The organism is Bacillus sp. ISL-55 (genome assembly GCF_018613155.1).
Taxonomy (GTDB): domain Bacteria; phylum Bacillota; class Bacilli; order Bacillales; family Cytobacillaceae; genus Mesobacillus.
Window position 1 is genome coordinate 197,450 of sequence record NZ_JAGGQU010000001.1, and the last position, 19,797, is coordinate 217,246.

The 19,797-nt window shown below is 44.8% G+C and carries 17 protein-coding genes; all 17 read left to right on the top strand.

All coding sequences use genetic code 11. From position 1 onward, the window contains the following. Positions 1-12: 12 nt before the first annotated feature. The 17 genes from J7E32_RS00950 (at position 13) to J7E32_RS01035 (ending at position 19,792) form a co-directional block, all read left to right on the top strand. On the top strand, positions 13-1,044 hold the full coding sequence (locus J7E32_RS00950) for an ABC transporter permease (RefSeq protein WP_214902281.1): 1,032 nt from the start codon (positions 13-15) through the stop codon (positions 1,042-1,044). Continuing rightward, the gene (locus J7E32_RS00955; protein ID WP_214902284.1) at positions 1,019-1,813 is read left to right on the top strand and encodes an ABC transporter ATP-binding protein; all 795 of its coding nucleotides are present in this window, start codon (positions 1,019-1,021) and stop codon (positions 1,811-1,813) included. The genes J7E32_RS00950 and J7E32_RS00955 overlap by 26 nt, the downstream gene beginning before the upstream one ends. Positions 1,814-2,007: 194 nt before the next feature. Continuing rightward, the gene (locus J7E32_RS00960; protein WP_214902610.1) at positions 2,008-2,397 is read left to right on the top strand and encodes a thioesterase family protein; all 390 of its coding nucleotides are present in this window, start codon (positions 2,008-2,010) and stop codon (positions 2,395-2,397) included. 61 nt (positions 2,398-2,458) lie between these two features. Beyond that, complete coding sequence (locus J7E32_RS00965; protein ID WP_214902287.1) at positions 2,459-3,565, top strand: Leu/Phe/Val dehydrogenase; 1,107 nt, start codon at positions 2,459-2,461, stop codon at positions 3,563-3,565. Positions 3,566-3,598: 33 nt separating this feature from the next. Continuing rightward, entirely contained in the window at positions 3,599-4,666 is a 1,068-nt protein-coding gene (gene pdhA, locus J7E32_RS00970; RefSeq protein WP_214902289.1) for a pyruvate dehydrogenase (acetyl-transferring) E1 component subunit alpha, read from the top strand. Then, positions 4,666-5,661: an alpha-ketoacid dehydrogenase subunit beta gene (locus J7E32_RS00975; protein WP_214902614.1), complete on the top strand. Its 996-nt coding sequence runs from the start codon at positions 4,666-4,668 to the stop codon at positions 5,659-5,661. Before pdhA ends, J7E32_RS00975 begins: the two co-directional genes overlap by 1 nt. A gap of 11 nt (positions 5,662-5,672) precedes the next feature. Beyond that, positions 5,673-7,049 carry a dihydrolipoamide acetyltransferase family protein gene (locus J7E32_RS00980; RefSeq protein WP_214902292.1) on the top strand — a complete coding sequence of 459 codons (1,377 nt, stop codon included), beginning with the start codon at positions 5,673-5,675 and terminating at the stop codon, positions 7,047-7,049. 128 nt (positions 7,050-7,177) lie between these two features. Then, positions 7,178-8,293, top strand: coding sequence for a 4-hydroxyphenylpyruvate dioxygenase (gene hppD / locus J7E32_RS00985; protein WP_214902295.1), 1,116 nt, complete (start codon positions 7,178-7,180; stop codon positions 8,291-8,293). A gap of 71 nt (positions 8,294-8,364) precedes the next feature. Continuing rightward, complete coding sequence (gene hisC, locus J7E32_RS00990) at positions 8,365-9,456, top strand: histidinol-phosphate transaminase (protein ID WP_286182552.1); 1,092 nt, start codon at positions 8,365-8,367, stop codon at positions 9,454-9,456. Between the two features lie 3 nt (positions 9,457-9,459). Beyond that, positions 9,460-10,071 carry a flavin reductase family protein gene (locus tag J7E32_RS00995; protein ID WP_214902300.1) on the top strand — a complete coding sequence of 204 codons (612 nt, stop codon included), beginning with the start codon at positions 9,460-9,462 and terminating at the stop codon, positions 10,069-10,071. Between the two features lie 8 nt (positions 10,072-10,079). After that, positions 10,080-11,003 carry a fumarylacetoacetate hydrolase family protein gene (locus J7E32_RS01000; RefSeq protein ID WP_214902303.1) on the top strand — a complete coding sequence of 308 codons (924 nt, stop codon included), beginning with the start codon at positions 10,080-10,082 and terminating at the stop codon, positions 11,001-11,003. 15 nt (positions 11,004-11,018) lie between these two features. Further along, positions 11,019-12,176: a homogentisate 1,2-dioxygenase gene (locus J7E32_RS01005; RefSeq protein ID WP_214902306.1), complete on the top strand. Its 1,158-nt coding sequence runs from the start codon at positions 11,019-11,021 to the stop codon at positions 12,174-12,176. A 345-nt stretch (positions 12,177-12,521) separates the two neighbouring features. Further along, complete coding sequence (locus J7E32_RS01010) at positions 12,522-14,180, top strand: ribonuclease J (protein ID WP_353653999.1); 1,659 nt, start codon at positions 12,522-12,524, stop codon at positions 14,178-14,180. A 125-nt stretch (positions 14,181-14,305) separates the two neighbouring features. After that, positions 14,306-14,719: an SRPBCC family protein gene (locus J7E32_RS01015; protein WP_214902309.1), complete on the top strand. Its 414-nt coding sequence runs from the start codon at positions 14,306-14,308 to the stop codon at positions 14,717-14,719. Between the two features lies 1 nt (position 14,720). Continuing rightward, a complete protein-coding gene (locus J7E32_RS01020; RefSeq protein ID WP_214902312.1) occupies positions 14,721-15,047 on the top strand; it encodes an ArsR/SmtB family transcription factor in 327 nt (108 codons plus the stop codon). A 151-nt stretch (positions 15,048-15,198) separates the two neighbouring features. Further along, complete coding sequence (locus J7E32_RS01025; protein WP_214902315.1) at positions 15,199-18,381, top strand: DEAD/DEAH box helicase; 3,183 nt, start codon at positions 15,199-15,201, stop codon at positions 18,379-18,381. 91 nt (positions 18,382-18,472) lie between these two features. Then, positions 18,473-19,792 (top strand): redoxin domain-containing protein, encoded by a 1,320-nt coding sequence (locus tag J7E32_RS01035; protein WP_286182575.1) that lies wholly within the window; start codon positions 18,473-18,475, stop codon positions 19,790-19,792. Positions 19,793-19,797 lie beyond the last annotated feature (5 nt).

Below are 19,797 nucleotides of genomic sequence, written 5' to 3' on the forward strand. Positions count from 1 at the left end.
GGATGATTCAACTTGTTTACTTCAATATTTGGAGCATTTGAGTCAGGCATAATCTATGCGATCATGGCTCTGGGTGTATACTTATCCTTTCGGGTACTTGATTTTCCTGATTTGACGGTCGATGGCAGCTTCGTAACTGGAGCTGCGGTCGCTGCGATCATGATTGTGAATGGCGCGAATCCATTTGCTGCTACAATGGTAGCCCTTGTTGCCGGATTCATCGCTGGATGCTTAACAGGCATCATCCATACGGTCGGCAAGGTGAATGCACTTCTATCAGGTATACTGATGATGATTGCCCTGTATTCTATAAATCTAAGAATTATGGGTAAATCGAATGTCCCCCTGTTGAACACGGATACGGCAATGACCGCAGTGAGGGACTTTTTCGAAAAGACGGGAATAGACGGTTTTTTCAATGGCATTTTAACGGCTGTCGGGCTGGGAGACAGTCTCCCGCGAACATGGGGGATCCTTTTGTTCATGATTGTCGTGACAATGGCAATTAAATTCCTTACTGATGCGTTCCTTAAGACAGAACTTGGACTTGCAATCAGGGCAACCGGTGATAACAAAAGGATGATCCGCAGCTTCTCGGCCAATACAAACCTGATGATTATCCTTGGCCTTGGCCTTTCGAATGCAATGGTAGCTTTTTCTGGGGCTTTGATCGCCCAGCAGGGTGGTTTCGCAGACGTCGGTATGGGTATCGGGATGATTATCATCGGTCTAGCTTCTGTCATTATTGGTGAGGCTCTATTCGGTACAAAATCGATTGCTAGAACAACGCTTGCTGTTATTGGCGGAGCTATTATCTATCGAATTGTTGTCACACTCGCATTAAGGGTAGAGTTCCTTGAACCAGGTGACATGAAGCTGATCACAGCGATTATCGTCATATTGGCACTGACTGCTCCGAAAATGATAGAAAGCTACAAAGAGAAAAAACGGAAGGTGAAAAGACAGCTTGAAAACATGCAAATGGCAGCTGTTCCTTCTGAGGGAAAGGGTGAGGCTGGTGCTGCACTTAAATCAGATTCATAGAGTCTTCAATGAGGGTACTCCAGATGAGAAAATCGCCCTGGATGATATTAATTTAACACTAAAAAAGGGAGACTTTGTTACCGTTATCGGAAGTAATGGCGCCGGCAAATCCACCTTGATGAATATCATTTCCGGTGTAATGCTTCCTGACCATGGTCAGGTGGAACTGGACGGTAAGGATGTAACCTACATGACCGAATACAATCGCTCAAAAATGATTGGTCGTGTCTTCCAGGATCCGATGGCTGGCACTGCACCGAGTATGACCATTGATGAAAACCTTGCGATTGCTTATTCACGGAACAAGCGTCGCTCGCTTCGCCTAGGCGTCACGAAGAAACGCCGTGAGCTTTTCCAGGAGGTGCTTGAGTCGCTGCACCTTGGGCTTGAAGACAGGCTGAATGCCAAGGTTGGGACGTTATCAGGCGGTGAGCGGCAGGCGCTTTCCCTGCTGATGGCGACATTCACGGAACCATCGATTCTATTATTGGATGAGCATACCGCGGCACTCGATCCTGCACGTGCCGAGTTGATTACCAATTTAACAAAAGAGATCGTCGACAAATACCATCTCACTACATTGATGGTCACGCATAACATGCAGCAGGCTCTCGACCTAGGCAACAGGCTGATCATGATGGACAAAGGCCAGATCATCCTCGAAGTCAATGAAGAACAAAAAGCTAAACTGACAATCGAAGACTTGCTCAACGAATTCCAGCGCATCCGCGGAACAAAAATGGCAAGCGATCGGGCATTACTAAGCTAAACAAAAAACAACCAGCTCAAAGTAGCTGGTTGTTTTTTGTTTATTCTTCAAAAGAGGGATTAATTATTATACCAAAATTATTTTTAAGAAAATACCAAAATTTCTTACAATTTATTGACCGTTTATTTAACGAAATGTTATGATAACGTTAAATAAACGTTATACATATTTGCAACTTGGAAAGGTGGGATATGATGCGAGATGGTTTAATAGCTGGGCGAACGGCCTCCATCGATGTCATTGTTACACCAGATATGTTTGCCCGCTTTGAGGGGAAAGTCGTCCATCCAGTATACTCCACTGTATCGATGGTGTATCACATGGAGTGGGTATCGCGTCAAATTATCATTCCCTTTTTAGAGGATCATGAAGAAGGCATGGGCGGTGCAGTGACAGTTAAACATATAGCTCCATGTATCGAAGGGGCCGGGATTACCGTAACTGCAACCGTGACGGGCCTTCAAGCCAATACCATTCTTACTAATGTACGGGCAGAAAGCAAGGGTCGGCTTGTAGGAGTGGGGGAAGTAAAGCAAGTGGTCCTTCCTAAAGAAAAGATAAATGAATTACTTACAGGCAGCTAAAAATTTTTGCGCAAAAATGTAAGCGCTAACATGGTTTAACGGAATAAAGGAGGAAAGAACAATGGATATGTTTGAACAAATTCGTGAGCACGAGCAGGTAGTATTTTGTAATGATGAAGGAACTGGATTAAAGGCAATCATTGCGATTCATAGTACACGTTTAGGCCCAGCACTGGGCGGTTGCCGTATGTACCCTTATAAATCAGTGGACGATGCACTTGAAGATGTATTGAGGCTTTCAAAAGGCATGACGTATAAATGCGCTGCGGCTGATGTCGATTTCGGTGGAGGAAAGGCAGTCATCATTGGCGATCCTACAACAGATAAGAGTCCTGAATTGTTTAGGGCATTTGGCCAGTTTGTTGAGTCGATCCAGGGACGTTTCTATACAGGAACAGACATGGGCACAGATCCAGAAGATTTTGTCCATGCATTAAAAGAAACAAATTGCATCGTTGGTGTAGATGAGGTATATGGCGGAAGCGGTGATTCATCAGTACCAACGGCTCAGGGTGTCATCTTTGGCTTGCAGGCAACTAGCAAAGTTCTTTGGGATACGGATGATTTGTCCGGAAAATCCTATGCGATCCAGGGGCTGGGAAAGGTAGGCTACAAGGTAGCAGAGTATCTTCTTGATAATGGAGCAGACCTGTATGTGACGGATATTAATCAAAAAGCAATCGACCAGATTGTTAAGAAAGCGGAAGAAATCGGTGCAGGAATTAAAGTCGTGAACAGTGATGAAATTTATTCCCAGCCTGCAGATATTTTCATACCGTGCGCTATGGGTGGAATCATCAATGATGACACCATTCCGCAACTTCAGGTAAAAGCAGTCGTTGGCTCTGCGAACAATCAGCTTAAGGAAGAACGTCATGGTCACATTCTTCAGGAGATGGGTATCCTTTATGCGCCTGACTACATTGTCAATGCTGGCGGATTGATCCAGGTAGCGGATGAGCTGTATTCACCAAATAAGGAACGAGTTTTAAAGAAGACGAAGGCTATCTATAATTCTCTGTTAAATATTTATAAGCAGGCAGAGCGGGAGGGAATCACTACTGTTGAAGCCGCTAATAAATTTTGTGATAACCGGATTGAAGCCAGAACAAGACGAAACAGCTTCTTCTCTCATATGAAGCGTCCAAAATGGGCAGTGAGAATGTAATAGAATCATAGACTTTTAAAAAAGGGTGAGCCGATGGAAAAGGATTTTCCGATTTTTCAAGTGATGGACCAAAACGGAAACATTGTTTCCGGGGAACATAAGGATTTGGTGACCGCAGAGCGAGTGAAGAAGTTTTATTCGGAAATGGTAAGGATCCGGACGCTGGACCGGAAATCAATCAGTCTCCAGCGGCAAGGCAGAATTGGAACATATGCGCCTTTTGAAGGGCAGGAAGCATCCCAGGTAGGAACGGCTCTGGCGCTTGACAGTGAAGATTGGATGTTCCCAACCTACCGCGATCATGGGGCGGCTACGGTGTTCGGCCACTCCCTGAGGAATATTCTGCTGTTCTGGAACGGAAGAAATGAAGGCTGTGTCCCGCCGGATGGGAAAAAGATCTTCCCGCCAGCCATCCCGATTGCAACCCAGATTCCACATGCTGCAGGGGCAGCTTTTGCTGAAAAACAAAAAGGAACAAAGAATGCGGCGATTTGTTATTTCGGTGATGGAGCGACTTCGGAAGGTGATTTTCATGAAGGCTTGAACTTTGCAAGTGTCTTCAAATCTCCGGTCGTATATTTTTGCCAGAATAACCAATACGCAATTTCTGTCCCGATAAGCAAGCAGATGAACTCCGCAACCATTGCGCAAAAAGCTCTTGCGTATGATATTCCTGGAGTAAGGATTGATGGCAACGATATTTTTGCCGTTTTTGCTGAAACGGAAAAGGCACTTGAGCGTGCCCGCAATGGCGAAGGACCGACACTGATTGAAGCGATGACGTGGCGGTATGGATCACATACAACTGCCGATGACGCATCGAAATATCGTGACCAGGGAGAAAGTGCGCTGAAGCGTATGGAAACAGATCCTTTGTTAAGGCTTGAACGCTGGATGAAAAACGAAGGACTTTACGATGAAGCATGGGTGAAGGAAATAGAAGCTCAGGCAGCTGCCGAAATTGATGCCGCTGTACAGGAAATGGAAAAGTTCCCTAAAGCTGACCCAGCAGTGATCTTTGATTATGTGTTCGAAAAGCCTACATGGACAATTGAGAAGCAAAAGCGGGAATACCTTGAGCTGATCGGAGGTGAGTCATGATGAATACGGCAATACAGACAAAGACATTGACGCTTGTCCAGGCGATTACCGATGGACTGGATACGATGCTCGGCGAAAGCAAGGAAGTCATCCTCCTTGGTGAAGATATCGGAAAAAACGGCGGGGTATTCCGTGCGACTGATGGTCTTCAGGAGAAATATGGAGAGGAGCGCGTGGTAGATACTCCTTTGAGTGAGGCAGGTTTTGTAGGTGCAGCGATTGGCATGGCCGTTAATGGATTCCGTCCCGTGGTGGAAATTCAGTTCCTGGGCTTCATTTACCCTGCCTATGAACAAATCATGACCCATGCTTCGAGGCTGCGGATGAGGACATTGGGGCATTTTACCGTGCCAATGGTTATCCGGGCTCCTTATGGCGCAGGTGTGCGTGCACCTGAAATCCATTGTGACAGCACGGAATCCCTTTTTACCCATATGCCGGGAATGAAGGTGGTCTGTCCATCCAATGCCTATGACGCCAAAGGCTTGATGATCGCTGCAATTGAAGATCCGGACCCTGTCCTCTTTTTAGAGCCAATGAGAAGTTATCGTTCCTCACGAGGTGAGGTTCCGGAAGGGAAGTATACAGTTGAAATAGGAAAAGGAAAGAAATTGACCGAAGGCGACGATGTAACGGTTATTGCCTGGGGCGCTATGATACCGGTAGCGATGAAGGCTGCTGAAGATATGAAACAAAAGGGTGTTGAATGTGAGGTTCTCGATTTAAGGACGCTTTATCCGATCGACAAGGACCTGGTCATTGAGTCCGTCCAAAAGACAGGCCGTACTGTTATTGTCCATGAAGCACACGCAACTGGCGGGACTGGCAGCGATCTGATCTCGCTGATCAATGATGAGGCATTCCTTTATCAAAAGGCTCCGGCCGAAAGAGTTACAGGCTATGATACGCCTGTGCCGTATTTTGGGTTTGAAGATCATTATCTGCCGACCCCGAAAAGAGTCGCAGCTGCAATCGAAAAAGTAATGAAGTTTTAGGAGGCGTGCCGATGGTTGAAGTAAAGCTTCACGACATTGGGGAAGGCATGACCGAAGCGGACATCAATTGTTACCTGGTGAAACCAGGAGACTTCGTCAAGGCTGATGATCCATTGGTTGAAGTCCAGACAGACAAAATGACCGCGGAGATTCCTGCTCCCCGTTCAGGTGTCATTAAAGAACTATTGCTAACCCCGGGGCAAACGGTAAAGGTAGGGACTACCCTGCTGATCATGGAGGAAGGTTCCGGCGGCGTTCAAACTAGAGAGTCCCAGAAGGTCGCTGATGTTGTGAAAACAGAAGCAGAACCAGCAGAAGCTTCAGTAGCTGTATTGGAAAGACCCGCTGTAAGTAAGGTACCGGTTGGTGTTAGTGCACGATTGGGCCAGATTCTTGCTTCTCCTTATACAAGGAAGGTTGCCAGGGAAAATGGTGTCCACATTATGGAAGTAAAAGGAACTGGACCAGCAGGCCGGATTATCGAAGAAGATATATTGGCATTTGTTAAATTAAGAGATCATGGGGGTGCGAGTACTTCGGAAGGAGGTTCCGAACAGCAGGTTCCGAACGTTTCGCAGCATGGTTACGAACGAGAGGTTCCGAATGTTTCAAAACCTGCTTCCGAATCCGAGGCTCCGAATGTTTCGGAACTGGGTTCTGAAGAAAGTGCTCCGACCGAGAAAAAGCTCAGCCACCAGGATACATTGCCATTCCGCGGCCGCCGCAAGCAGATTGCGAAAAAGATGGTCCAGTCAATGTACACCATCCCTCACTGTACCCACTTTGAGGAAATTGATGTTAGCGAGTTGATCGATTTAAGGTCAGAAATCAAGGCAGCCGGCAACTCTATCTCAGCCACTGCATTCTTTATTAAAGCACTTTCGATTGGGTTAAAAGAATTCCCGGTCTTTAATGCAAAACTTGATGAAGAAAACGAAAGCATCCAGCTGCTGCGTGAACATCATATCGGAATTGCTGTGGACACTCCGGATGGCTTGATTGTACCGGTTATCCGCAATGTGGAGAAAAAGAACTTAAAGAAAATCCATAGTGAAATGAAGCATCTGACAAAGCTTGCACTTGATGACAAGCTTACGGTTAAGGATATATCTGGCGGTACATTTACTATTAGCAATGTCGGTCCCCTGGGCGGCAGTATTGGAGCAACACCAATCATCCAGCACCCGCAGACAGCGCTCGTTTCTTTTCATAAAACAAAGAAACGGCCCGTTGTAAAAGATCAAGATGAAATTGCGATCCGTTCTATCATGAATCTATCAATGGCATTTGATCATAGGGTCGCAGATGGGGCAACGGCTGTTGCTTTTACAAACCGTTTCGCACAGTTGATTGAAAATCCTAAAATGATGCTGTTGGAATTGATGTAAGTGCTAATAAAGGTTGCTTCTTTACCACACAAAAGCATTATAGCTTTACATCGCGCTCTTGAGAGGGCAGGCGTAATTACTGTAAAATAATTTTAAATATTATAAATATTTATTTCGGAGGTTTTACAATGCAAGAGAAAGTTATGGTATCCGGCCAAAGTACTGAGGATTTTTTCCCGGTTCAGGATGTTGATTATTTAGAGCTTTATGTAGGAAATGCCAAGCAGGCGTCTCACTTTTTCCAGACTGCCTTCGGCTTTAAGGTAGTGGCATATTCAGGTCTTGAAACAGGCAACCGTGAAACGACATCCTATGTGCTTCAGCAGCGCAAGATTCGTCTGGTTGTGACTGGAACATACAACGATTCATCTCGAGTAGCACAGTTTGTCAAAACTCATGGAGATGGTGTCAAGGATATCGCGCTGGCTGTTGATGATGTCGAGAAGGCTTATGAGGGAGCGGTTAAGCGAGGCGCGAACGAAATCCAGCCGCCGCATGAGGTTTCTGATGAGAATGGTACCTTGAAAAAGGCTGTGATCGGTACATATGGAGATACAATCCATACACTCGTCGAAAGGAAAAATTACAAAGGTTTGTTCATGCCTGGATTTGTTGAGCATACAACAACAGTTCCTGTGAATGACGCTGGTTTCATCGGCATCGACCATGTTGTCGGCAATGTTGAGAGAATGGAAGAATGGGTTAACTATTATGCCAATGTCATGGGCTTCAAGGAAATGAAGCACTTCACTGACAAGGATATCGTGACTGAATATTCAGCGTTGATGTCCAAAGTCATGCACAATGGCGGCCGCATCAAGTTTCCGATCAATGAGCCGGCAGAAGGAAAGCGCAAATCACAGATCCAGGAATACTTAGAATTCTACAACGGACCAGGCGTCCAGCACCTTGCGATTTTGACAGAGGATATTGTCAGCACCGTAGCACAACTCCGCGAGAATGGAGTGGAATTCCTGAGCACACCTGATTCATACTATGAAATGCTTTCAGAGCGTGTCGGTGAAATTGACGAAGAGATCGATAAGCTAAAAGAACTTAGCATTCTGGTAGACCGTGACGATGAAGGCTATTTGCTGCAGATTTTCACAAAGCCAATCGTAGACCGCCCGACGCTGTTCATTGAGATCATCCAGCGTAAAGGCGCAAGAGGTTTCGGCGAAGGAAACTTCAAGGCTCTATTCGAATCAATCGAGCGTGAACAGGAAAGACGCGGCAACCTTTAATAGCCGGGACAGAAGGGGGCGATTCGCTCCCTTTTCGTTATAAACGGCGGCAGAAAAAATGGGGGATGAACATGAACATTAAAGCAAGAGCAGAACTTGAAGGGATCACACCATATGCCCTCGGCCAGACGATTGAGGAAATCAAGAAACAGTATGGAATTACGACAGTAAGAAAGCTTTCGGATAATGAAAATGTCTATGGCACTTCGCCAAATGTCAAAGAAGCAATCATGCAGGCATCTGCTAATCTGGCATTCTATCCGGACGGAATGACATCAGGAATCGCAGAGAAACTTTCGGCCCATTATCAATTAGACCAGAAGCATTTTCTTGTTTCCAACGGTTCAGAAGAAATCATTCGTCTGCTTACAAGGGCTTATATCGATAAAAATGATGAAGCCGTCATGGCAGAGGTGACTTTTCCGCGCTATAAAACGAATGTATTGATTGAGGGCGGCAGAGCAGTCAGCATTCCGATGATTGAAGGCAGGCATGATCTCAAAAAAATGCAGGAAGCCATCAACGAAAAAACAAAAATGGTATTCGTCTGCAACCCAAACAATCCAACTGGGACAATCGTCGGAAAACAGGAATTACTTTCTTTTATCGACAATGTACCTTCAAACGTCCTGATCATTATGGATGAGGCTTATTTTGAATATGCGGATTCTGATGAATACCTTGATACGATGCCGCTGCTTGATCAATATCAAAACATTGTCATCCTCAGGACTTTTTCAAAAATCTATGGTCTTGCGAGCCTGCGTGTTGGCTACGGCATCATGCATGAGGAAATTGCTAAGGAACTTCACAAAGTCAGGGATGTATTCAATGTCAACCAGCTCGCTCAGGCGGCAGCGGTGGCTGCGCTGGAAGACCAGGCTTTCGTCCGGGACTGTTCCGCTAAAAATAATGCAGAAAGAGACTTCCTGAGTGCAAAGTTCAAAGAGTTGGAGATTGAAAGTTTCCCATCGCAATCCAACTTCCTGTTTGCCTTCACGAACAGGCCGGTCATCCAGACGCTGACGAAAAACGGCGTCCTTGTCAGGGAAATGCAGCTCTCGGGCTACAAGGAAGCATTCCGGATTACTCTCGGCACTCGTGAAGATCATGAATTCATAGTGCAAATCGTCAGCCAGCTTTTTCACGAAAGGGCGGTGTAAGCTTTGGAAATTAAAACTGACACACTTGAATGGAGAGACGCATATAAGCTTTTGCAAGGCTCAGTCCTGCCGCGGCCAATCGCCTTCGTTTCCAGTCAGGATGAAAAAGGGATCGCGAATTTGGCTCCATTCAGTTTCTTTACAGTCATCAGCGCGAATCCGATGATGGTCTGCTTTTCGCCAATGAGAAGAGGGACGGATGGCGCGAAAAAAGATACGCTGAAAAATATTGAAAGCACAAAGGAATTTGTCATCAATATTGTCAGTGAGGAGTTCGTCCAGCAGATGAATGACTGCGCTACCGAATTCACGTCCGATGTCGATGAATTCGAGGCTTCTGGACTGAACAAGGTCGATAGTGTGGCGGTAAAGCCATCACGTGTCAAGGAGTCGAAGGTCCACCTTGAATGTGTTCTGGACCAGGTCCTTCACTTTGGCGGGGAAGAGGCCGGAGCAGGCAGCCTTGTCATCGGCAAGGTTGTACATGTACATGTGGCGGATGAACTTTATGAAAGCGGGCGCGTCAATTCGGAAAAATTGAATCCAGTAGGCAGGCTGGCAGGAGCGACCTACACGCTGCCGCTGGCAAAAACCTTTGAACTGCAAAGGAAATAGGTGATGATATGAAGTTCATAACTTTTATGAAAAAAGACGGTTCAATCCGTGCAGGCTGGATTACTTCGCAGAATCACGCTGTAGATATGCACGAAGCATCTAACGGTATATTGCCTGACAATATGCTGGCTTTCATCGAGAACCATGAGGTATACACAGGTTATATCGAGGAAAATAAAGGTCTGATTGAAACTGGCAACGGATCCTATACCTTGGATGAAATCAGCTTAAAATCGCCGCTGCCGAATCCAAAGAGTGTCCGTGATTTTTACGCTTTCGAGCAGCATGTAAAAACAGCAAGGGAAAACCGAGGCCTTGAAATGATTCCTGAATGGTACGAGATTCCGGTGTTCTATTTTACCAATCATCTTGCCATCAAGGGTCCTGGGGAAGACATCATACGGCCACAGAACTGTGAATGGATGGATTACGAACTGGAAATCGCCTGTGTCATCGGCAAGGAAGGCCGCAACATCAAAGCGGAGGATGCCGAACAGTATATTTTTGGCTTTTTTATCATGAATGACTGGAGTGCCCGCGACTTGCAGCGACAGGAAATGAAGGTCGGACTTGGCCCGGCGAAGGGGAAAGATTTCGCTACTTCATTCGGTCCATATCTGGTAACGAAGGATGAGCTGGAATACCTCAAAGCGGGGAAAGGCTATGACCTTGAAATGGTTGCCCGTGTCAACGGCAGGGTGCTGTCAAAGGGAAATATGAAAGACATTTATTATTCATTCGCTGAAATGATCGAGCGTGCATCAGCGGGTACGACTCTGTATCCTGGTGAAGTGATCGGCTCAGGAACAGTCGGAACAGGCTGTATACTCGAACTTGGAACGGATGTCCATCGCTGGCTTGAACCTGGCGATGAAGTGGAACTTGAAATTGCGGGGCTCGGTGTTTTGAAAAATAAAATTATAGAAGAGTAGAAAGAAGGTGTTTTCATGTATTACCGCCAGCTGGGAGAAATCCCAAAGAAACGCCATACCATTTTTAAAAAGGAAGATGGTTCGCTGTTCAGGGAGCAGGTAATGGGAACTAAAGGTTTTTCGGGTACCCAGTCGATTCTTTATCACCACCATATGCCAACAGAGGTAGTGAAGAGCGAATTGATCGGCAGCTACCTGCCTGAGTATGAGGAACAGGGCTCATTGAACCATCGGCACTTCCTGACAGACCAGATTACTCAAACTGGGGACGCGTTAAGCGGAAGAGAATATATCCTTGGCAATGGCGATCTTTTGATTGGATTTGCGAATATTACTGAACCGATGAAACAATTTTACCGAAATGGCGATGGAGACGAGATGTTCTTTTTCCATCATGGGTCCGGCAAAGTAGAAACCATGTTTGGAACTATAAACTATCGTCCTGGTGATTATGTCGTGATTCCAATCGGCACGATGTACAGAGTTGTACCAGATGATTCCGAGCAGACAAAGGCATTGATTGTCGAATCGTTCAGCCAGATTACGACTCCAAGGCGTTATCGCAATGAATATGGACAGCTGCTCGAACACAGCCCATTCTGTGAAAGAGATATCCGTGGACCGGAAACGCTGCAAACTTTCTCTGAAAAAGGGGAGCATGAAGTCATTACCAAGACACGCGGTCATCTGCACCGCCACGTATTGAACCACCACCCGCTTGACGTGGTTGGCTGGGACGGATATCTGTATCCCTGGGCATTCAATATCGAGGACTTCGAGCCGATCACAGGGCGGATCCATCAGCCACCGCCAGTTCACCAGACGTTTGAGGGCCATAATTATGTAGTATGTTCCTTTGTGCCAAGGCTTTACGATTATCATCCTGAAGCGATCCCTGCGCCATATTACCACAGCAACGTCAACAGCGATGAGCTGCTTTACTATGTAGAAGGCAATTTTATGAGCCGCAAGGGAATCAAGGAAGGCTCGATTACATTGCATCCAAGCGGAATCCCGCATGGACCACACCCAGGCAAGACAGAAGCAAGCATCGGCAAAAAAGAAACACTAGAGCTAGCGGTCATGATCGATACCTTCCGGCCGCTGAAAACAGTAAAGAAAGCCAAAGATATCGAAGACGACCAGTATATGTATACATGGATTGAAAAATAAGTAAAGAAGGCCAATTCGCTAGATAGCGAGTTGGCCTGTTTTTGTGGAGAAACTGGAAAAAAACTATGATTTTTTCCAGTTCGCCAATAAAATTTTATTTTCGCCAATAAACTTGTGAAAATCGCCAATAAAATCATTTTTTCGCCAATAAATTTGTGAAAACCGCCAATAAAATTAAATTATCGCCAATAAGTGATGAATTAGAATCATCTTTAAAAACTCTAATTTTTCCAATTTCAACTTAGAAATACCTGATTGGTGAAGTCCAATTCCCTCTAGAAACCAAATAATCGGTTGAAAACTGGCAATACTAACAAAATCGATTACGGATTAGGAGGGTATGACGTGACTTTATCTATATTAGCCTTGGGCGGAATCAATGAAATCGGAAAAAATATGTATGTTGTCCAATATGAGGACGATATTTTTGTGATTGACTGCGGAGGGAAGTTTCCTGATGAGAGTCTATTAGGAATTGATTTAATCATTCCTGAAATGACTTACCTTGAGGAAAATCGCGAAAAAATCCGCGGTTTGATCATGACCCATGGGCACGAAGACCATATTGGCGGTGTCCCGTATTTCTTCAAAAAATTAAAGGCGCCGGTTTATGCTACGGATTTTACTCTCGGGTTAATTGAACTGAAACTTGGTGAGCACAAACTCCTGAGAGGGACCGAGCTGAATAAAATCAATTCGGACTCAGTCTTGGATTTCGGCAAGGTAAAGGTATCTTTTTTCAAAGTAAGCCATAGCATCCCGGACTGTCTTGGAATTGTTTTGCACACTCCTGAGGGGAATGTTGTCCATACAGGTGATTTCAAATTCGATTTGACGCCTGCAAATGATGAGCAATCAGAAATTCATAAGATGGCGAAGATCGGTACTGAAGGTGTCATGGCGCTGCTATCAGAGAGCACGAATGCCGAGCGTACTGGTTTGACGCCTTCGGAGCGAATGGTCGCAAGCCATCTCGAAGAAGCTTTCATGAAGGCAGATGGGAAAATCTTTGTTTCAACCTTTGCCTCTAACGTTAATCGTGTTCAGCAGGTTGTCGAGGCAGCGATTAAGACGAACAGGAAACTCGCGTTGCTTGGCAGGAGTATGGTGAACGTAGTCGATGTGGCGATAGAACGAGGTTACCTGAATGTTCCTGAGGGCATGCTGATTCAGCCAAATGTGGTCGACCAATTGGATCCTGACAAAGTGGCGATTCTTTGTACAGGCAGCCAGGGAGAGCCTATGGCTGCACTTTCCCGTCTCGCAACAGGCAATTTCCGCGATGTTTCGATTTATCCTGGAGATACAGTCATCATGGCGGCCTCCCCGATTCCAGGGAATGAAAAGGATGTTTCCAAGATTATCGATAATTTGTTCAAACTCGGAGCGAAAGTCATTTACGGCTCTGGCAGCACTACTGGCATGCATGTTTCCGGCCATGGCTACCAGGAAGATCTCAAGCTGATGCTGACTTTGATGAAGCCAAAGTATTTCATCCCGATTCATGGTGAGTACAGGATGCTGCATCACCACCGCTTGCTGGCAGAAGCTGTAGGTGTGGAAAAAGGGAATACCTTTATTGTTAAAAATGGTGATATTGTTGACATAGAAAATGGCGAAGCGCGTCAGACCCGCAATGTTCCAGCGGGTGATACGTATGTTGATGGTGTAAGTGTCGGCGATGTCGGCGAAATCGTGCTCAGGGACAGAAAGCAGCTATCCGAGGATGGAATGCTAGTCATTGTCCTGACATTAAGCAAAGCAGAAAGGAAAATTATTTCTGGCCCAGATACAATCTCACGCGGGTTTGTTTTTGTGAAAAACTCCGAAGACTTGATGAGAGATGTAAATAGTCTTGTGACGAAAACGGTGACCGATCTTCAAGAAGACAATGTACACCGATGGAATGTCATTAAACAGGGCATCAAAAAAGCAGTTGGTCAGCACATCTTCCAAAAGACAAGAAGAAGGCCGATGATTTTACCGATCATTATTGAGATTTAATTTTCATAGTGGACCAGGTACATATACTTTGTGCCTGGTCCACTTTATTGACATGACACTAAAAGGTGTTATATATTTATAAAGTGACACCAATTAGTGTTATTACATAATGGAGGCTGAAAAACATGGATACACAGAGAGAAATTCGTAAAAGTATCGTTCTAAATGCGCCAATTGAAAAAGTATGGAAAGCAGTTGCAACATCAGAAGGAATTGAAGCCTGGTGGATGCCAAATACATTTGAAGCCGAGCTTGGCAAGGAGTTCATTCTTCACGCTGGCCCATTTGGTGACTCGCCATGCAAAGTTACAGAATTGGACCCACCGAATCGTCTGGGTTTTGATTGGGGGAAGGATTGGCACCTTGTATTCGAACTGAGGGAGTTGGAAGGCAAGACGGAGTTCACCTTAATTCATTCAGGCTGGGATCCTGAAAAGGTTACGGAATTCGGACAGCCTCATACGATCATTCAGGGAATCATGGATAATGGATGGGATAAAATCGTTAACGAAGCACTTCCATCCTATATCGAGGGTTAACATGCCATCTTCTGCAGCGAGACATGATGTGTTCCAGGCTGTCGCGGATCCTACTCGACGTAAAATCCTGAAGCTGCTCGCAGACAAGGAGATGCCGGTTGCGTCCATAACAGAAGAATTTCCGATTACCAGGACGGCTGTCAACAAACACTTATTTGTGTTATCTGAAGCAGGTTTGGTATCAAGCAAAAGAATTGGACGTGAAACTCGCTATTCATTACAGCCAGAACCGCTTCAAGAATTGCAGGAATGGCTTTCGTTTTTCGAGATATATTGGGATAACAAACTATCAGCACTGAAAAATTTCGTGGAACGTGATGATGAATAAGTTTCACGCAGCATTGAAGCCTGCATTTCCATTTTAAAAATTTCCGAGCATGGGGTATTCTCCATGCTTTTTATTTTCCGCTTAACAAATGAGTACATAAGGTCTACACTAATAATTATCAATTATTGCATCTTCGGGGAGGGAGCAGAGCATGGATATCAAACTAAATCAAAAAGTCATCAAGGATTTATGCGGAACTGTTTCCTTCAAGCGGGGGGATGCGTTTTACCGTGCGGGAAAAGTCGAGTTTACTGACTCCAATGAAAATCAGGTGAAAGCAACCGTGACAGGGGCGGATGTATTTCATATCACTGTTACGAAAAATGTGGAAGGCCGTTTCGCAGCTGAGTGCACATGCCCGAAGCTTGCGTCTGTCAAACATGAGTGCCAGCATGTGGCCGCAGTATTGCTGGCTATTTTGGATGAGCAAAAGCAAGGGACATCAAATGCAATTAAAAGTAATGATCGCCCTGGAAATGGGCTCGCAGAAGGACTGCTTACCCTTTTCAGTGAAGAACCTCAAAGGAAAAGCGGCCACCAGCTCCACTTTGAAACAAGGAAGACCCTGAACACGATGTTCAAGATCGAGCCGGTTGAAACGAGTGATCAGCAAATGATGCTGGGTGTCTCGATGAGCATTGGTCCTATTGTAATAAAAGATATTTCGGGATTCCTGAAGATTGTGGCGAATCGGGAGACTGCATTACTATCTGACTTATTCACTTATAACCCGAAGCTTCATTGTTTTCAAAACAATATCGACTCTATCATCAAAATACTTATCCAAATCGTCGATGACTCAGAGTTATCGTTGAAAGATATGAATGACTCTTCCACCTTGATCATTCCTCCATCCTTTTGGCATCAGCTAGTGCCGCTGCTGGAAAAGGCTCCGGATGTTAAGTTGATAGAGGCGGGGGAAGTTACCGGTCAGTTTTCGATTTCAAACGAAAGGCTTCCGCTTTTGTTTAACTTTGAAAAAATCACAGAGAAAGACTATTCGTTAAAAATTGCTGGTATTTCTGATCTGATTGTTCTTCAAAAATATAATCTCGTTTGGTTGAAAACGCAGTTGATCCAGCTCAGCACTGAGGATTGCAGCAGATTATTTGAATTGAAAAATATGCTCGCGCAATCAAGAACGGATAGCATACCAATCTTACAGGAACAGATGGGTTTCTTTGTGGAAAAAGTCGTGCCAGGCCTGCGCCGTATTGGGGAAGTCCAAATAGATGGCGACATAACAAAGCAATTTTTAACCGAGCCGTTGATCGCAAAACTTTACCTTGATCGCGTGAATAACCGATTGCTCGCAGGAATCGAATTTCAGTATGGAAAAATCGTTTTCAATCCGCTCGAGGAGAAGGAACCGAAAGTCAATACACTGTTAATCAGGGACGTGGTCAAGGAGGATCAGATCCTTGAGTTGCTGAATGATGGTTCTTTCGCGAAAACGGATGGCGGTTATTTTTTGCATAATGAAGAGCTTGAATATGAATTTCTGTATCATGTCATGCCAAAGCTGCAAAATCTTGTTCAGGTATACGCTACAACTGCCGTCAGGAACAGGATTTTCCGGGAACCGGCCAGGCCGCAGATTCGTGTCAAGGTGAAAAAAGAGCGGACAAACTGGCTTGAATTCAAATTTGAAATGGATGGGATTCCTGAAAGACATATCAGGGATATCCTTGAAGCTCTTGAAGAAAAACGGAAATATTATCGGTTACAGAATGGGGCATTGATGTCACTGGAAACGAGGGAATGGGAAGAAATCCAGCGTTTCTTGAAGGCAGGTCCAATCCAGGATGAGGATCTGGAAAAAGGGTTAAATGTCCCGATTGTCCGTGGGATGCAAATGCTAGAATCTTTCGAGGATAAATCCATACTGCAGGTAGAGGATTCTTTCCGAAATTTTCTTGATGAAATCAGCACCCCCGGAAAAGTTAAGTTCGATGTCCCGGAAAAATTGGAGCCAATTTTACGTGAGTACCAGAAACAAGGTTTCCAATGGATGAAAACTCTTGCAAGTTACGGATTTGGCGGAATTTTGGCAGATGATATGGGTCTTGGTAAAACACTGCAAAGTATCGCGTATATTGCTTCAGAACTGGACGTTGTTAGAGACAGGCAACAGCCAGTGCTGATTGTCTGTCCATCTTCGCTTGTTTATAACTGGCTCAGTGAATTCCTGAAATTCACTCCTGATATTCAGGCAGTCATCATCGATGGCAATAAAGAGGAGCGGGCAAAACTGCTAAAGGATGTTTCGGATATTGATGTGGTGATCACCTCTTACATGCTGCTGCGCAGGGATATTCACCTGTACGAAAAAATCAAATTCCACACTGTGTTTTTCGATGAAGCACAAGCGTTTAAAAATCCGTTGACTCAAACGGCCAAAGCGGTGATGAACATACAGGCAGACCATCGCTTCGCGTTGACAGGTACACCGATTGAAAACTCGATTGAGGAGTTATGGTCCATTTTCCGGGTGGTATTTCCTGAGTTATTCCAGGGGTTGAAGGAATACAGCAATCTGACAAGCCAGACGATTGCCCGCAGGATCCGGCCATTTTTACTGCGAAGGGTAAAGGAAGAAGTGCTTCGGGAGCTGCCTGAGAAAATCGAATCAATCGATAGGGTTGAATTGCTGCCTGACCAGAAAAAGCTTTATGCTGCTTACCTGGCAAAGCTTCGCCATCAAACCTTAAAGCAGCTGGATAAGAATACGATCAGGAAAAACCGGATCAAAATCCTGGCTGGCCTGACAAGATTAAGACAGATTTGCTGCCATCCAGCCTTATTTGTAGATGGATACAAAGGCAGCTCCGCTAAATTTGACCAGTTGAAACAAATCATTGAAGAGTCCCGATTTGCCGGGAGAAGGGTACTCATTTTTTCACAGTTCACGAAAATGCTCGATTTGATCGGCAAGGAGTTAGCATATGAGGGCATTCCTTTCTTCTACTTGGACGGACAAACACCTCCTGAAGAACGAGTGGAGAAATGCGAAAAATTTAATGGAGGAGAGAGGGATTTTTTCCTGATTTCCTTAAAAGCTGGGGGCACAGGCTTGAACTTAACGGGAGCCGATACAGTCATCCTTTATGATTTATGGTGGAATCCCGCAGTTGAGGAGCAGGCCGCGGACCGTGCCCACCGAATGGGACAGAAGAATCAAGTCCAGGTCATCAAATTGATCGCAAGCGGAACAATTGAAGAAAAAATGAATGAGCTCCAGGATAAAAAGCGGAATATGATCGAAGAAATTATCGAAGAAAAAAGCTCAGCGTCGCTGACTGAGGAAGATATCCGTGAAATTTTGCAGATATAGAGAGTTGATTCATTAAAATATTTTAAGTTAAGCCGATAATAATCTTTGACACAATGTTGTTAGAGGAGAGATTATTTTGGCTAATAGAGGTTTGAACGTAGGCAAGCAAGCACCAGATTTTGCTTTGCCCGGAACGAATAATGCAAAATACAGCTTATCAGACTTCGCAGGTCAGCCTATAATCATTGTTTTCTTAAGAGGCACATGGTGACCAAACTGCCGAAATCAGCTGGTCCAGCTGAATGAACAATATGATTTCTTAAGAGAAAAGGGGATTCAGGTTCTTGGAATTGCCGGACAAAATATCAATGGAATCCAGGCGTATGTCGATAAGGAAGGCATCAAGATTCCAATTCTGTCTGATGAAAAGAGAACGGTGATCAAGCAATATGAGGTTTTTGTACCAGTAAAATGGGATAGTTTCCGGATAGCCATACCTAGCACCTATGTCCTGGACGAAAACCATTTGATTCGCTACAGCTATATAGGAGATTCGCAATTTGATCGTCCAGCGCTGGATGAAATCTTGAATATCGTCCAGGAAATCCATCAGCCAGGTCAGGATGGAGAAGAAGCAGATGACCAAGGACAGGCAGGCGTATTCGTTGGTGCAATGAAAGAAACCTTCAATGATATTGTTTTATCCACCCAGAACATTAAACAAAGTGTGAATCGTAATCTGGTTTCTATTAGTGGATTGGAAAACGAACTCACTGAAAATAAAGAAGCACTATCCCAATTTTTTACCGTATTTGAACAAATGGAATCAAAGATTAGCATGTACAGCGGTGCAATTGAAGAAGTAGCAGAGGGCTCTGTTGCTGTCATAGAGGATAATCAGCAGGCTGTCGAGCATATGAATCAAACATCAGAATTGTTAAAGGAACTTGTAAGTTTAACTAAAACCATTGGCAGCATCAGCTCAACGATTTCATCGATTTCAGGACAAACGAAAATCCTGGCCTTAAATGCTTCCATAGAAGCGGCACGTGCAGGTGAACACGGTAAAGGATTTTCTGTTGTCGCAAAAGAGGTAGGCAAGCTGGCTGCTGCCTCTGCAGAAGCATCTCAAAATATATCGACACAATTAGAAGGAATAGAGAACAAAATCAGTTCAAGTTTTTCTTCATTCACTGACTTTGATGACCTAATGCAGCAGATAGACGCTAAGGTGAAATCTCAAAATAAAGAGCTCGAAAATGTTTCGTCTGGTATCTTATCGATAAGGGCCGATAGCATGTCCCTGGCAGACCGTTTGCGAAAGATCACGGAACAGCACGACACCCAGCAGCGGAAAATCAGTTCAGTCAAACAACAAGAATTGAATATATCTTCCGAAATAGATGGAATTCATCAGGATATCGAACAAAATAATAAACTAGTGTCTGAGCTCGACAAGAGATTTTTATAGCCAAC